Annotated in this window: 15 protein-coding genes; 12 read left to right on the top strand and 3 right to left on the bottom strand. The window is 72.9% G+C overall.

From position 1 onward, the window contains the following. Positions 1-27 precede the first annotated feature (27 nt). The 3 genes from AB0G84_RS25190 (at position 28) to AB0G84_RS25200 (ending at position 1779) form a co-directional block, all read left to right on the top strand. Entirely contained in the window at positions 28-654 is a 627-nt protein-coding gene (locus AB0G84_RS25190; RefSeq protein ID WP_361324906.1) for an XRE family transcriptional regulator, read from the top strand. Positions 655-674: 20 nt separating this feature from the next. Next, on the top strand, positions 675-884 hold the full coding sequence (locus tag AB0G84_RS25195; RefSeq protein WP_361324909.1) for a DUF6126 family protein: 210 nt from the start codon (positions 675-677) through the stop codon (positions 882-884). Positions 885-1098: 214 nt separating this feature from the next. Continuing rightward, complete coding sequence (locus AB0G84_RS25200) at positions 1099-1779, top strand: transcriptional regulator (protein ID WP_361324912.1); 681 nt, start codon at positions 1099-1101, stop codon at positions 1777-1779. Between the two features lie 35 nt (positions 1780-1814). Here the strand turns inward: AB0G84_RS25200 and AB0G84_RS25205 are convergent, their stop codons facing one another. After that, a complete protein-coding gene (locus AB0G84_RS25205) occupies positions 1815-2348 on the bottom strand; it encodes a GNAT family N-acetyltransferase (protein ID WP_361324915.1) in 534 nt (177 codons plus the stop codon). Between the two features lie 189 nt (positions 2349-2537). After that, positions 2538-3878 carry an allantoinase AllB gene (gene allB, locus AB0G84_RS25210; protein WP_361324918.1) on the bottom strand — a complete coding sequence of 447 codons (1341 nt, stop codon included), beginning with the start codon at positions 3876-3878 and terminating at the stop codon, positions 2538-2540. Positions 3879-4502: 624 nt separating this feature from the next. Between allB and AB0G84_RS25215 the strand changes: the two genes are divergently transcribed. After that, complete coding sequence (locus AB0G84_RS25215) at positions 4503-5306, top strand: IclR family transcriptional regulator (RefSeq protein WP_361324921.1); 804 nt, start codon at positions 4503-4505, stop codon at positions 5304-5306. Positions 5307-5444: 138 nt separating this feature from the next. Here the strand turns inward: AB0G84_RS25215 and AB0G84_RS25220 are convergent, their stop codons facing one another. Further along, positions 5445-5780, bottom strand: coding sequence for a DUF5955 family protein (locus tag AB0G84_RS25220; RefSeq protein ID WP_361325037.1), 336 nt, complete (start codon positions 5778-5780; stop codon positions 5445-5447). Between the two features lie 326 nt (positions 5781-6106). On the opposite strand from AB0G84_RS25220, the gene AB0G84_RS25225 reads away from it, so the two are divergent. The 8 genes from AB0G84_RS25225 (at position 6107) to AB0G84_RS25260 (ending at position 15423) form a co-directional block, all read left to right on the top strand. Beyond that, on the top strand, positions 6107-6331 hold the full coding sequence (locus AB0G84_RS25225; RefSeq protein ID WP_361324924.1) for a hypothetical protein: 225 nt from the start codon (positions 6107-6109) through the stop codon (positions 6329-6331). Positions 6332-6415: 84 nt separating this feature from the next. Next, positions 6416-7102: a nucleotidyltransferase family protein gene (locus AB0G84_RS25230; RefSeq protein WP_361324927.1), complete on the top strand. Its 687-nt coding sequence runs from the start codon at positions 6416-6418 to the stop codon at positions 7100-7102. A gap of 223 nt (positions 7103-7325) precedes the next feature. Continuing rightward, entirely contained in the window at positions 7326-8966 is a 1641-nt protein-coding gene (aceB, locus tag AB0G84_RS25235; protein WP_361324930.1) for a malate synthase A, read from the top strand. Between the two features lie 223 nt (positions 8967-9189). Beyond that, entirely contained in the window at positions 9190-10035 is an 846-nt protein-coding gene (locus AB0G84_RS25240; protein ID WP_361324933.1) for a MurR/RpiR family transcriptional regulator, read from the top strand. A 67-nt stretch (positions 10036-10102) separates the two neighbouring features. Beyond that, positions 10103-11605, top strand: coding sequence for an APC family permease (locus tag AB0G84_RS25245; protein ID WP_361324936.1), 1503 nt, complete (start codon positions 10103-10105; stop codon positions 11603-11605). Then, positions 11602-13017 (top strand): glutamine synthetase family protein, encoded by a 1416-nt coding sequence (locus AB0G84_RS25250; RefSeq protein WP_361324939.1) that lies wholly within the window; start codon positions 11602-11604, stop codon positions 13015-13017. Before AB0G84_RS25245 ends, AB0G84_RS25250 begins: the two co-directional genes overlap by 4 nt. Continuing rightward, positions 13007-14155, top strand: a complete 1149-nt coding sequence (locus tag AB0G84_RS25255; RefSeq protein ID WP_361324942.1) for an amidohydrolase family protein — start codon at positions 13007-13009, stop codon at positions 14153-14155. The genes AB0G84_RS25250 and AB0G84_RS25255 overlap by 11 nt, the downstream gene beginning before the upstream one ends. Beyond that, positions 14152-15423, top strand: a complete 1272-nt coding sequence (locus AB0G84_RS25260) for an amidohydrolase (RefSeq protein WP_361324945.1) — start codon at positions 14152-14154, stop codon at positions 15421-15423. Before AB0G84_RS25255 ends, AB0G84_RS25260 begins: the two co-directional genes overlap by 4 nt. Positions 15424-15467: the final 44 nt, after the last annotated feature.

The raw sequence follows: 15467 nt of genomic DNA on the forward strand, positions 1-15467 counted from the left end.
GGGGCGAAGGGTGGCTATACCGGGGGTATGACCGAGTCCCCCGAAGAGCCCCCCGGCGCCCCGCCGGAGGAGCTCCCCACCGTCGCGCCGCGCCTGCGTGACCTGCGGCGACGCAGTGGTCTCACGCTGGAGACCGCGGCCCGGCTGGTGGGGCTCTCGCCCGCGCACCTGTCGCGGCTGGAGACCGGCCGCCGCCAGCCGTCGCTGCCGATGCTGCTGGCACTGGCCCGTACGTACGGCACCACGGTATCCGACCTGCTCGGCGAGGCCGCCCCGGAACGGGACCCGGTCATCCGGGCCGACCGCGCGGAGCCGTCGGAGGCCGGCGGCTGGACCTACTGGACCGCGGGCGGCGCCGGGCGCGCGATGCAGGCGCTCCGGGTCCATGTGCCACAGCGGGCGCAGGGCGAGCTGGTGCGGGTACACCCCGGCGAGGAGTGGCTGTACGTCCTCACCGGGCGGCTGCGGCTGACGCTGGGCCCGGCGGTGCACGTGCTGGGTCCGGGGGACGCCGCGCACTTCGACTCGCTCACCCCGCACCGTCTCGCCGCCGCCGCACCGGGCGGGACGGAGCTGTTGTTCGTCCACACGCTGCTGCAGAGCGGTGCCGCCGAGCTGTGCTTGGGCGGCGACGCCCCACGCCGCGGCCTGTGAACAGGGAAGGATCGTACGCCGTGCCCGACCGTGCCACCCCTCCGCCGACGGATCCCGCCGCGGACTCCCCCGGCTCCCCCGGCCCCCTCTCCGAACCGGTACGCAGCCAGCCGTACGTGGTGACCAAGCCGCCCCGCGGGGTGTCCGTGCGGGTGTTCATCTACGTGGTGGCGACGCATGTGCTGCTGGCGTTCATGAGCATGTTGGTGTTCCTCGCCAAGTCCCGCTGACGGCCCGCGCCGTACGTGGTCGGCCCGCGCGATCCGGGCGGTACGGCTGGTCTGGCAGAAGGGCCTGCCGCGCCTGCGGTCAATGAGGTGATTCTGCGCTGACCGGAGGGGCCGGGGCGCCGGAGCGCGGTGCGCTGCCCGTCGCCGGGGCGCCCCGGCGCCTACCCTGAGGCCTTGGCCGCCGTCTCGCGCCGTACCCCGGAGGAGTCCGCCCATGGCCCGCCCCGCGCCCGACACCACCCGACCGACGGCGGTCGCCGTCCTGGACGAGGCGGTGTGTGCGCTCGCCCCGGACGCCGGGGCCAACCGGCTGGTCGCGCGGATCGGGGCGGGCCAGGCACCGCGCTCCGTCTTCGCCACCTTCGCCCTGGAACAGCACCAGGTGATCGCCGCCGACCGGCTGAGCTTCCGTCACCTGGCGCGGCGGGCGGACGGCGACCCGCCGGTGGCCGACTTCTTCGATCTGCTCGCCCGGGGAGAGACCCTGGCCCTGGAGCGGCTGGCCGGGCTGGCGGACGCCTGTGCGCTGACCGCCCGTGACCTCGCCGGCTACCAGCCGCGCCCGGGTTGCCAGGCCTACCCCTCGTACGCCGCGCGGCTCGCGCTGGGCGCCCAGCCGGCCGATGTCGCCATCGCGCTGACCGCCAACTTCGCGGCCTGGGGCGGCTACTGTGCGGTCGTCGAGGCCGCGATGCGCGACCACTACGGCTTCCCGGAGGCTGCCCGCGGGTTCTTCGGCCTCTTCGCCGAGCCGGCGCCGGACGTCGAGGAGCAGGCCCGTGCGGCGGTGCAGCACGGCCTCGACACCGGGCAGGCCCAGCCGGCCGCGGCACACCGCTACGGCCGGCTGCTCCAGGCCTACGAGCTGATGTTCTGGAACTCCGTGGACGGTTGACGCCGCTGCCCCGGACGCGCGGACGGCGGGCCGGCTCACATGGGCAGGGAGTGCAGCCGTACCGGCCCCGGTGGCCACGGGGCGCCCGGGTGCAGCGGGGCCCACAGGGTTGCCAGCGGCATCTCCACCGGGCCGGAGGGCTGCTCGACCTCCACCGGGGAGTCGACGGTGTGCCAGCCGAGCCTCTGGTAGAGGGCGATCAGCGGCGGCCGGCAGAACAGCAGCGCGTACCGCGGGCCCAGCGTGCGGGCGTGCTCCAGAGCAGCGGCGACCACGTGCCGGGCCAGCCCCTGCCCCCGTTGGTCCGGTGCGACGGCCACCCCGCCCAGGCCCACCACCTGCGTGGGGGTACCGCCGATGGAGAGCGGCAGCGGGAGCAGACCGGCGTGCGCCACCAGTCGGCCGTCGCGCCTGATGCCGAAGTGCTCCTCCTTGGGCAGCCAGGTCAGGCCGGTTCCGGCGACGCCGAAGGGGTCGGGTCCGGCGCCGAGGATCTCGTCCTGCTCGGTCTTCGAGTACCGCGAGAGCCGAGTCACCTCGACCGGTGCGGACGGTGGGTTCGCAGTCATTCCGCCATGATCCCGTACCGGCCGTGGCCCCGCACCGGCCAGGAGCGCGAAGTGGCCGGAGGAGGCGAAGAGGAGGGGAAGGGGAGGGGAAGGGGTGCCAAGACCTCGATGGCGTCGGCGGGTTGGGAGTCCCCCGGCTGGTGAGCGGGACGAGCGGGTGGCGGGGTGTCCGGGTGGCACCGCGGGCGGTCAGGCGCGCGGCCTTTCGAGCAGGCGGCCGGTGGGCTCGCCGAGCGTGCCGCCGTCGTTGATCCGCCGGCCGCGGAGCCAGGTGGACCGTACGACGCCGTGCAGGGTCCGCCCGGCGTATGCGGTGATCTTGTTGCGGTGCTGGAGGGCCTGCGGATCGACGGTGAAGGTCTCCTCGGGGGCGAGCACCGCGAAGTCGGCGTCCCGGCCGGGCGCGAGGGCACCCTTGCGGCCGAGGCCGACCAGGGCGGCCGGGGCCGTGGACATCCAGCGCACCACGTCGTCGAGCGAGTGTCCGCGCTGGCGCGCCTCGGTCCAGATGGCGGGCAGGCCCAGTTGGAGCGAGGAGATCCCGCCCCAGGCCGCGCCGAAGTCGGCGGACTTGAGGTCGGCGGTGGAGGGCGAGTGGTCGGAGACGATGCAGTCGATGGTGCCGTCGGCCAGTCCCTCCCACAGCGCGTCCTGGTTGGCGGCCTCGCGGATCGGCGGGCAGCACTTGAACTCCGTTGCGCCGTCCGGAACCTCCTCGGCGGTCAGGGTCAGGAAGTGCGGACAGGTCTCGACGGTGATCCGGACGCCCTCGCGCCGGGCGGTGGCGATCAGCGGCAGCGCATCGCTGGAGGAGAGGTGCAGTACGTGCACCCGGGCGTCCAACTGCCGGGCCAGCACGATCAGTCCGGCGATGGCGTCGTTCTCCGAGACGCGGGGGCGGGAGGCGAGGAAGTCGGCGTACCTGGGACCGTGCGCCTCCGGGGCGGCGTCCAGATGGCCCGGGTCCTCGGCGTGCACGATCAGCAGGCCGTCGAACCCGGCGATCTCACCGAGGGCGGCGGCGAGCTGCTCCCGGTCGACCTCGGGGAACTCCTCCACGCCGGAGGGCGACAGGAAGCACTTGAAGCCGAAGACCCCGGCGTCGTGCAGCGGTCGCAGGTCCCCCACGTTGCCGGGAATGGCGCCGCCCCAGAAGCCCACGTCCACATGGGCCTTGCTGCGGGCCACCGCGCGCTTGGTGTCGAGGTGGGCCGCGGTGGTCGTGGGCGGCAGGCTGTTGAGCGGCATGTCCACGAGGGTGGTGATGCCGCCGGCCGCGGCGGCCCGGGTGGCCGTCCAGAAGCCCTCCCATGCGGTCCGGCCGGGGTCGTTGACGTGGACGTGGGTGTCGACGAGGCCGGGCAGCAGGACGTCGTCCCCGAAGTCCTCGGTCCGCGCCCCGGCCGGAGCCTCGGCGTCGTACGGCAGCACCGCGTCGATGACGCCGTCCCGGACGACGACGGACGCGGCGCGCGTGCCCTCGGGGGTGACGACGCGCGTGGAGCGCAGCACCAGCTCTGTTTCGGACACCCGGTCCCCTCCTCGTATCGTGTGTTCCATCGTTGCGTGGCGGCGCGGCGGACGCACGCACGGCCATCGGGCCGCAGCGCCACACGGAGCCACCGCCGGAGCCCTACCGGAGTCCCCACAAGGGGGCGCCCTCCAGCACTGCCCCGGAGCGGCGCCCGATCGGCACCGGGGTCGGCACCGGGTCGGAATGCGTATCGACTTGCATATCGGAATGCATATCGGAATGCGGATGCTGAATTCAACAGACTGTTGAACGAGTGTGAGTGTTCACTCCGGACCCCGACCCGTCAAGCCCCCTCCACCGGCACCGACGCGGCGACCACCACACCATCAAGCACACCCCACCCCTCCCTCTCGCCACTCCTGCCACCTTGTGCGATTCCATAGAGTGGAGAATAGATTTCACTCAACAGAATGTAGTGATGGCCACTGGCCTCACGGGGAGCGCCCGGCTAGGCGCGCACCCGGTAGCTCGTACCGTGCGACAAAGCGGGCCTGACCGGCGGGAACGAGTGTGCGAGAGTCCGTGTGCCATCGCAGGGGGACCGGTAGGCTGCTCCGGTCGGGCCCCGCGCCCGCACGCCCCGGCCGAGACCGATCCGCCCCGCCCGAAAGGAACGCGCCGTGCCGCCGTCCAGCGCCAGCACTTCCGCCGCCGAAGCAAAGCCCGCGGGCGCCAGCGGTGGCGTCCAGTCCCTCGAGCGCGCCTTCGACCTGCTGGAGCGGATGGCCGACGCCGGTGGCGAGGTCGGCCTGAGCGAGCTGTCCACCAGCAGCGGGCTGCCGCTGCCCACCATCCACCGCCTGATGCGCACCCTCGTCGCCTGCGGCTACGTCCGCCAGCAGCCCAACCGCCGGTATGCGCTCGGCCCCCGCCTGATCCGCCTCGGCGAGAGCGCCTCCCGACTGCTGGGCACCTGGGCCCGGCCGTTCCTGGCCCGCCTGGTGGAGGAGACCGGCGAAACGGCCAATATGGCCCTCCTCGACGGCGACGAGATCGTCTACGTGGCGCAGGTCCCCTCCCGGCACGCCGTCCGGATGTTCACCGAGGTCGGCCGCCGGGTGCTGCCGCACTCCACCGGCGTCGGCAAGGCCCTGCTGGCCAACCACCCGGCGGAGGAGGTCCGCGCGCTGCTCGGCCGTACGGGGATGCCCGCCGCGACCGAGAAGACGATCGTCGACCCGGACCGCTTCCTGGAGGCGCTCGCCGAGGTCCGCCGGCTCGGTTATGCGGTCGACGACAACGAGCAGGAGATGGGCGTCCGCTGCCTCGCGGTGCCGGTGCCCAACTCCCCCACCTCCGCGGCGATCTCCATCTCCGGCCCGACCGGCCGGGTGACCGACGCAGCGACCGAGAAGATCGTGCCGGTACTGCAGGACGTCGCCGCACAGCTGTCGGTGGCCCTGGCCAACCAGACCCCGGCCTGACACGGACCGCACCCCGCCCCCGCCGGGACCCCGCACCGTACGCACAAGGACACGAGGAGCCGAGGGACCGGACCGCGGCCGCGCACCGCGTCGGCCGGCCACTCCTTCGCGCCCCGGTCACCGGCCGCGCGGCAGCGGTCACCGGCCGCGCGGCAGCTCCCCGAAGCGCTCGATGCCCGCGCGCACCTCGCTCAGCGCGGGCGACAGCGCGCTCACCGAACCGACCGCCCCGGCGATCAACAGCAGGGAGCGGCGCAGCCGGGGCACCTCCGGCAGACCGTGGCTAACCATGGCGTCCAGCGCCGCGAGTTCGTCGTCGGCGGCCGCACGGTCCGGTAACTCCGCCGGCAGTACGGCCAGCTGACGGCGCAGCCGGGCGACCGCGTCACGCAGCTCATGAACCCGCGGGTCGCCCTCGACCCCGGTCACCCGTCCGTCCCTCTGCAGCTGTTCCACAACGACGGCGTCCTCCATGGCCGGTGCCGTTCCGCGCTGCGGGACAGTTAACGCCACTCTGCGCTCCCTGCGCCATACGGAGAGCGAAAAAGGCCGGATCACCCGGGCACGTCCGGGCCGGGCGGTCCGAAGCCCGGAGGCGTGCGTGGCTCAACGGGTCCGCTCTCGCGACGGGTCCGCTCTCGCGCGCGTTGCCCAGCCGCGACCTGATGACACCTCAGCACGTGCGTTCTGCGGGGCACCCGATGGCGTGGGCGTGGCCGATCCCATGCGTATGCGGTGGCGGAACGGAGCATTCTCCCTTCCAAGGAAATATCCGGCATATCACTGGATCGGAGAATGCCATGGAGCCCAACACCGGCCCCGGCACCGGCCCGGAACCCCGCGGCGCCAGCGTCGTACAGCTCATCTGTCGTGCGTTCGGGCTTTCCGATGCATCGGAGATCACGTTGGACCACATACACCGCTACGTCACCGAACGCCGCCGCGTGGAGGAGCGGACCCATCAACTGCGGGAGCGCTTCCGGCCGAACATCCCGCGCCCCCGGGCCTCCGACGACGCGGCCTGAGCCAGGGCGCCCCGCCTCCGCCACCGAGCGCGCCGCGTGCACCAACCCGGCGCACACCACGGTGTCATGAGGTAAGCAGTCCCCATGGCACCGACACCACCGGAAACACCATCCGTTGCACCGCGGCCCGAGGGGCGGGTGGCCGGTCTGCTGCTCGCCGCGGGCGGCGGCCGACGCCTGGGGGGACGCCCCAAGGCGCTGCTCGACCTCGGGGGACGGCCGTTGGTCGAGCACGCCGCACGCGCACTGCGGGACGGCGGCTGCACTCCGGTGCACATCGTGCTGGGTGCGGCGGCCGCCACGGTACGCGAACGCGCCGCGCTGTCGGCGTTCCGCGTCTCGGAGAACCCCGACTGGGCGCAGGGCATGGGGAGTTCGCTCCGGGTCGGCCTCGCTGCGCTGAACGCATCGGAGGCGGACGCGGTCGTGGTGTCCCTCGTGGACCAGCCGGGCATCGGCGCCGCCGCGGTCGCCCGGCTCCTCGCCGCGTACGCCGCCGGAGCGGATCTGGCGGCGGCCTCGTACGCGGGCCGGCGCGGCCATCCGGTGCTGTTCGGAGCCGGCCGGTGGGCGGACATCGCGGCGGCCGCGGAAGGGGACCGCGGCGCCCGCACCTACCTCCGGGATCATGCGGGCGAGCTCACGCTGGTCGAGTGCTCCGACGTCGCCGAGCCGTACGACATCGACACACCGGAGGATCTGCCCCGCCTCGCACCGGGGGCAGGACCCACGGACGGGCGGGGCGGGACCGTCCGAGGTCATGGAGAGTGACGGCGGTGGCACCGAGAGCCAGTCGATCACCGCATGTGTCGACCCGGAGAATCTCGACATCAACAAACCATTGAAGTTCCGCGATAAGGAAACTAGTCTCCACTGGTCAGAAGCGCCTTGAACCCCCACGGCGCCCGCGACCGCACCCAGGGGCCCGCGGCACCCCGTGCCGCCCGGCGTCCCGGCGGCCGCCAGGCACCGCCGCTGAATGGAGTGACAGCTCATGTCCGCACCAGCGCCGTCCCCGCTGGCCATCGTCGATGTCGACCCCGCCCGCACCCCCGAACGGCAGGGTGAGGTCCTCACCGACGCCGCACTCGCCTTCGTCGCCGAGCTGCACCGCCGATTCACCCCGCGCCGCGACGAGTTGCTGGAACGGCGGGCCGGGCGCCGCGCCGAGATCGCCCGTACCAGCTCGCTGGACTTCCTCCCGGAGACCGCGGGCATCCGCGCCGACGACAGCTGGCGGGTCGCCGAGGCCCCCGCCGCGCTGAACGACCGCCGGGTGGAGATCACCGGCCCCACCGACCGCAAGATGACGATCAACGCGCTCAACTCGGGCGCCCGGGTCTGGCTCGCCGACTTCGAGGACGCCTCCGCCCCCACCTGGGAGAACGTCATCGGCGGGCAGCTCAACCTGATCGACGCCTATGAGCGCCGGATCGACTTCACCGACCCCGCCTCCGGCAAGTCCTACGCCCTCAAGCCCGCCGAGGAGCTCGCGACCGTCGTGATGCGGCCCCGCGGCTGGCACCTGGAAGAGCGCCACCTGCAGTTCGAGGGCCGCCCGGTCCCCGGCGCCCTGGTCGACTTCGGCCTGTACTTCTTCCACAACGCCAAGCGGCTGCTGGCCCTGGGCAAGGGCCCGTACTTCTACCTCCCGAAGACCGAGTCGCACCTGGAGGCCCGCCTCTGGAACGACATCTTCACCTTCGCCCAGGACTACGTCGGCATCCCCCAGGGCACCGTCCGCGCCACGGTCCTCATCGAGACCATCACGGCCGCGTACGAGATGGAGGAGATCCTCTACGAGCTCCGCGACCACGCCTCGGGCCTCAACGCGGGCCGCTGGGACTACCTCTTCTCCATCGTCAAGAACTTCCGTGACGGCGGTGCCAAGTTCGTCCTGCCCGACCGCAACGCGGTGACCATGACCGCCCCGTTCATGCGCGCCTACACCGAACTCCTCGTCCGCACCTGCCACAAGCGCGGTGCGCACGCCATCGGCGGCATGGCGGCGTTCATCCCCAACCGCCGCGACCCCGAGGCCAATGAGAAGGCCCTGACCAAGGTCAAGAACGACAAGGACCGGGAGGCCGGCGACGGCTTCGACGGCTCCTGGGTCGCCCACCCCGACCTGGTCCCGGTCGCCCGCGCCTGCTTCGACGCGGTCCTCGGCGACAAGCCCCACCAGAAGGACCGCCTGCGCGAGGACGTCTCGGTCTCCGCCGCCGACCTCATCGCCATCGACTCCCTCGACGCCCGGCCCACCTACCAGGGGCTGGTCGACGCGGTCCAGGTCGGCACCCGCTACATCGAGGCCTGGCTGCGCGGCCTGGGCGCGGTCGCCATCTTCGGCCTGATGGAGGACGCCGCCACCGCCGAGATCTCCCGTTCCCAGATCTGGCAGTGGGTGGACGCCGGCGTCGTCTTCGAGGACGGCGCGCACGCCGGCACCACCGCGACCGCCGAGCTGGTCCGCGAGATCGCCGCCGGGGAACTGGCCGCCATCCGCGCCGAGATCGGCGAGCAGGCCTTCGCCGCCGGCAAGTGGCAGCAGGCCCACGACCTCCTGCTGAAGGTCGCCCTGGATGCCGACTACGCCGACTTCCTGACCCTGCCGGCGTACGCCCTGCTGGACTGAGCGGCGGGCCCGCACCCTGACGGTGCCGCGGTTCCGCTGATCGGAACCGCGGCACCGTGGTGTGTCCGGCCCCCCACCGCGCGGGCGAGGGAGCCGCGGGGCGGTGTGGTGTCATGTGATCACCAAGTGGAGAGGCATTCGGATGGATGGTCGACCCGGAGATCACCGTGAACCGTCGGCCGCGGACGCAGAAGCGAGCGCGGACGCGGGTATCACGTCGGGGATGACAGTGGCCGAGCGTCTGCGGCGGGCCCAGGGAGCCCTATCGCCCGGGGAGCGCAAGATCGCCCGGGCGCTGATGGCGCACTACCCCGCTGCGGGCCTGGAGTCGACGTCCGCACTGGCCGGACGGGCGGGGGTGAGCCCGCCGACCGTCGTCCGCTTCGCCACCCGGCTCGGGTTCGAGGGCTACCGGCAGTTCCAGCAGTCGCTCCGGGACGAAGTGCAGGCGCGCCGCGCCTCACCGCTGACCCTGCGGCCGGTGGTCAGCGAGAGCTCGCCGACCTCGGAGCTGATCGAGGCGGCGGAGGAGGTCGCCCGGGGCGCCTTGAGCCACTCCTTCCACGCGCTGCCGGAGCAGGAGTTCGAGCGGGCGGTCGAGCTGATCTGCGACCCGGCGAAGCGGATCGTGAGCTTCGGCGGGCGGTTCTCCCGCCTGCTGGCCGAATACCTGGACCTGCATCTGCGGCTGCTGCGGCCACACACCCAGGTGCACCTACAGGCACCCGGCGGGGACGGCGGCTTCCGGGTGGATCTCGGGCGGCGGGAGGTGTGTGTGGTCTTCGACTTCCGGCGCTATCAGCGCGACACGGTGGAACTGGCCCGCTATGCGCACGAGCACGGCGCCAAGGTCGTGCTGTTCACCGACCCCTGGCTGTCTCCCGCGGCCGAGTTCGCCGACGTGGTGTTGCCGGTACGGGTCGAGGCCCCCAGCCCCTTCGACAGCATCGTGGCCCCGGTGGCGGTGGTGGAGACGCTGGTGGCCGCGGTCCATGTGCGCCTGGGTGCGGCGTCGGAGGAACGGATGCGGGCCGCGGAGGAGGCGTCGGGCGACCGCACGATGGAGTGAGCGCCCGTAGCGGTGAAACGAATATTTCAAGCCCGACCATTGACGCGCTACATGGAACGTATGTTTCATGGCGGGACTCGGGCTGCTACGGACGTGGCCCGTCTCCTCCTCGGAGCGCCCTGTGTCGCATCACTCTCGAACACGCAAGCTGCGCTTGTGGGAAGCGCTGACACTCTCCGTCGGCCTGATGAGCCCGACCCTCGCCATGGGCCTCAACGGGGCCGGGGTGGCGGCCACGGTCGGCAAGGCCGTCCCCCTCGTCTTCCTGCTCGGCCTGCTCGGTGTCGGCCTCGTCGCCTACGGCTTCTGGCGGCTGACCCAGCACTTCAACCAGGCCGGTTCCGTCTACGCCCTGGCCGGGGCCACGATCGGCCCGCGCGCCGGATTCTTCGGCGGCTTCGCCCTGCTGGGCACCTATCTCGCCTTCCTCACCTGCGCCCTCGCCGCGACCGGCGTGCTCGCCCAGGCGTTCCTCCACGCGATGGGCCTGCGGTCCACCGGGCCCTGGGTGGCCGTCGCGCTCGTCACGGCCCTCGGCGTCACCGCGCTCAACTCCCGGGACGGCCGTACCACCGCGCGCACCCTGCTGATCGTGGAGGGCATCGGCATCCTCGCCATGCTGGTGCTCGCCACCGTCATCGTGGGGCGCACCTCGACGGGATCCGCGCCCCGGCACCAGACCCTCGACCTGTCGGTGTTCACCGCCGGCGGGACCTCATACGGCGCGATCATGACGGCCACCGTCTTCGCCTTCCTGTCCTGGGCGGGCTTCGAGGCGTGCGCGTCACTCGGCGAGGAGACCGCCGACCCCCGGCGCAACATCCCCCGCGCACTGGCCGGCAGCGTGCTGCTGACCGGCGGCCTCTACGTCCTGATGATGTTCGCCCAGACCCTCGGCTTCGGCACCGACGCACAGGGGGTGAGCGAGTTCAGCAAGGCGGAGTCGGCCCTCTCGACACTCTCCGGGCAGTACATCGGCACCTGGTTCGCGCTCGTCATCGCCTTCACCGCGGCCGCCTCCGCCTTCGCCGCCGCACTGTCGTCCTCGGCGGCGGCCGCCCGTATGGTCCAGGCACTGGCCCGGGACGGCTTCGGGCCGCGCGCCCTCGCCCGCACCCACCCCGTCACCGGTGCCCCGACCGCGGCGCTGCGGGTGTGCGGCGCCCTCGCGGCGGCGCTGACCGCCGTGATGTACGGCACCGGGGTCACCGCCGTCGACACCTACTACTGGTACGCCACCATCGGCGTGCTGTGCGTCCTGGTGGGGTACGCGGTCGCGGGGGCCGGGGTGATCGTCTTCACGCTCTCCGGCCGGGGCCGCATCCCCCGCTACGAGTTGGTGATCCCGTGCGCGGGGCTGGGCTATCTGGGCTTCGTCTTCCTCCAGCAGTCGACCGGCCAGAGCGCGCCCTACACCTACTTCCCCTGGATCGCCGCAGCCTGGTGCCTGGCCGGTGTCGCGGTCGTCCTGTGCGCGCCCTCCCTCACCCGGCGCATCGGCGCCCGCCTGACCGGCGCGTTGGCCCCTGAGATGAGTCCCACCGATATCAACCGAAAGGTGCCCTCATGACCCTGGTGCACACGGCGGGGACGGAACCGGGACTCCCCGCTCCCACCGCCGCACCGGCCCCCGGCCCGGTACCCGGCCCCGCTCCCGCTCTCCGTACCGCACCCGAGGACCCCGCCGTGGCCGATGCCGCCACCGTCTTCGTCGCCACCTGTGATCTGGCCGGCCAGGTGCGGGGGCGTGCCGTGCCCGGCTCGGACCACGCCTCCGCACTGCGCTCCGGCACCGGATGGGTCCCGGTCGATCTCGCGATCTCCTCGTTCGGCCCGATCGCACCCGACAACGTCTTCGGTTCGCGGGGCGACCTGCGGCTGGTCCCCGACCCGGCCACCGGGGTCGACATCCCCGCGGACGGAGACCATCCCGCCCTCCGGCTCTACCTGGCCGACCAGACCCTCCCCGACGGGGAACCCTGGCCCTGCTGCCCCCGTACCTTCCTGCGGGGCGCCGTCGAGGAGCTGCGGGAGCGCACCGGACTGGACGTGACCGCGTCGATCGAGCACGAATTCGTGCTCGGCGGGCTGCCGTCGAGCCCGCCCTTCTCCCTCGCGCGCTACCGCCACGCGGAGCCCTTCGGATCGGACCTCGTACGGCTCCTGGAACAGAACGGGCTGCAACCGGAGAACTGGCTCCCGGAGTACGGGGACGGACAGTTCGAGATCACCTTGCGCCCCGGTACCGCCATGGCCGCCGCCGACCGCGCCGTCCTGCTCAAGGAGCTGGTGCGCGACCTCGCCCGCCGTCGCGGACTGCCGGTCAGCTTCGCGCCCCTGCTCACGCCCGACGGGGTCGGCAACGGCGTCCACCTCCATCTGAGCCTGCGCGACGCCGAGGGCCGTCCCGTCCTCTTCGACGCCTCGCGGCCCGGCCGCCTCTCGGCACTCGGCGCCCGGTTCAGCGCCGGCATCCTGCGCCATACGCCGGCCCTGACCGCCTGGACGGCGCCTAGCCCGGTCTCCTTCCTACGGCTGACCCCCCACCGCTGGAGCGCCGGCGGCATCTTCCTGGCCGAGCGCAACCGCGAGTCGCTGCTGCGGATCTGCCCCACCACGCAGCTCGCCGGGGCCGATCCCGCCGTGCAGTTCAACCTGGAGTACCGCGCGGCGGACGCCACCGCCAACCCCTGGCTCGCCCTGGGGGTGCTGATCCGCGCCGGGCTGGAAGGGCTGGTCCGCGACTACGACGAGCCCACGGTGTGGCCGGAGGACACCGACGCCTCGGTGCTCGCCGGTGTCCCGGCGCTCCCCGCCTCCCTCGAAGAGGCCCTGCACGCACTCGAAGCGGACGACGTCGTGCGCTCGTGGTTCGACCCGCGGCTTCTCGCCACCCATCTGTCGGTCAAGCGGTCCGAACTCGCCCAGTTGGCCGGCCTCGACGAGGCCGCACGTATCCGGAAGGTCGCCGATGTCCACTGATGCCCTGACGGCGGCGATCGCGGAGCTGCCCCTGGTGGACCACCACGTCCACGGCGCGCTCCGCGACGACGTCGACCGCGCCCAACTGGAGCTGATGCTCACCGAGTCCGACCGGCCGGTCCCGCCGTGGATGACCCAGTTCGACTCGCAGCTCGGCTTCGCGGTGCGCCGCTGGTGCGCCCCGGTCCTCGGTCTCGCCGTGCACGCCGCACCGGACGCCTACCTCGCCCGCCGTCGGGAGCTGGGCGCGGTGGAGGTCACCCGGAGACTGCTCGCGGCCTCGGGCATCGACCACTACCTGCTGGAGACCGGCTACGGGGGTGCGGAGATCCTCGGCGTCGACGAGATGGCCACGGCCTCCGGGCGCCGCGTCGATGAGGTCGTACGGCTGGAGTCCGTGCTGGAAGACGTGGCCCGCAGCGGGGTGGCCGCCGCGGACCTGCCCGAGCGGTTCCGTACGACGCTCGCCGCACGGACCGTCGACGCGGTCGGCCTCAAGAGCATCGTCGCCTACCGGTTCGGCTTCGACTTCGACCCCGAGCGGCCGGCCGACGACGAGGTCACCGCCGCGGCAGGGGACTGGCTGGCCGAGTGCGAGCGGACGGGCACCGTACGCGTCAGCGACCCGGTGCTGCTGCGCTTCGCCCTGTGGTCCGGGGTCGACCGGGGCCTGCCCCTCCAACTGCACGCCGGATACGGCGACCCGGACGTGGAACTGCACCGCTGCGACCCACTGCTGCTCACCCGGTTCCTCAGGTTGGTGGAGCCGCACGGCGTCAGTCTGCTGCTGCTGCACTGCTACCCCTTCCAGCGCAACGCCGGCTATCTGGCGCAGGTGTTCCCCCATGTCTTCTTCGACGTCGGGCTCGGTGTGAACTACACCGGAGTGCGCTCCGACACCGTGGTGGCCGAATCGCTGGAGCTGGCGCCGTTCGCCAAGATCCTCTTCTCCAGCGATGCCTGGGGACCGCCCGAACTCCACCACCTCGGCGCGCTGTTGTGGCGGCGGGGCATGCTGCGGGCCATGGCACCGTGGGTCGACAGCGGCGAATGGCACCTCGATGAGGCGGTCCGGGTGGCCCGCATGATCGGACACGACAACGCCCGCAGGGTCTACGGTCTGGCGGCGGGCGCATGAGCATCGACCACCCCCTCACCGCCCTCGCCGCCCAGCTTGAACGGGAGCTGGACCACGCCGTCGAGCTGCGCCACCAACTCCACGCCCAGCCCTGTCTGTCCGGCGACGAGGCCGCGGCCCGCGATCTGGTGCTCGCCGCGCTGCCCGGCGGGCACGGCGCGGCCGAGGTCGCCGGCACCGGAGCCGTCGTCCGGGTGGGCGGCGGCGGTCCGGCCATCGCCGTGCGCGGTGAACTCGACGCGCTGGCCGTGCACGAGGACACCGGCGTGCCCTGGGCCTCCCAGCGCCCCGGCGTGATGCACGCCTGCGGTCACGATGTGCACCTCGCCGCGCTGGTCGCCCTCGCCCGGGCCGTGGACCGGGCCGGCGGTCCGGCCCCGCTGCTCGCCGTGCTGCAACCCCGTGAGGAGACCTACCCTTCCGGCGCGCAGGACATCAGCGAGGACGGGATCCTCGAACGGGAGCAGTGCCGGGCGACCATCGGGGCACATGTCCAACCGCTGCTGGCGGCGGGCACCGTCGCCTGTACGCCCGGCGGGGTCAACGCCTCGGCCGACGAGTTCACCGTCACCGTCCGGGGCAGCGGCGGCCATGCGGCCTACCCGCACCTCACCCGCGACCCGGTCGTCACCCTCGCCCATGTCGTCGTCGCCCTCCAGAGTGTGGTGAGCCGCGGGGTCGACCCGATGTCCTCCGTCGTGCTGAGCGTGACCACCCTCGCCGCCGGGACCGCGCCGAACGTCGTACCCGGCTCCGCCGAGGCCCGCGGCACCCTCCGTGCGATGCGTACGGCCGACCGCCAGGCCCTCCACGAGCGACTGGCCGAGACCGCCGATCTGGTGGCGAGGGCACACGGCTGCAGCGCGGACGTCGAGATCACCTGCGGTGAGCCGGTACTCGACAACGACGCCACGCTGGCCGCCGCGACCCAGCCGCTGCTCGCCACGCTCGGCCTCAAGGTCGCCACCGACCTGCGGTCCGCGGGCGCGGACGACTTCTCCTACTTCTCCGAGCGCATGCCCGCACTGATGCTGTTCGTGGGCACGCACGGTGGCACCGAGCAGCTGCACTCGCCGACCTTCCTCCCGCCCGACGAACGGGTGCGGGACGTCGCCCATGCCCTGCTCGCCGGCTATCTGGCCGCCGCGGAACGGTTCGTCCCCCGCTCCCTCGAAGCTCCGGAGGACACGAAGGGCACGGAGGACGCGGAGAACGCGGAGAAGGCGGAGAACGCGGAGAACGCGGAGGCCACGGAGGACGCCCCCTAGCCAGGTCCGCAGCGCCCTCAGCCGTCCACCCCCGCCCCCAGCAC

It is taken from the genome of Streptomyces sp. NPDC020742 (genome assembly GCF_040641675.1).
Classification (GTDB): domain Bacteria; phylum Actinomycetota; class Actinomycetes; order Streptomycetales; family Streptomycetaceae; genus Streptomyces.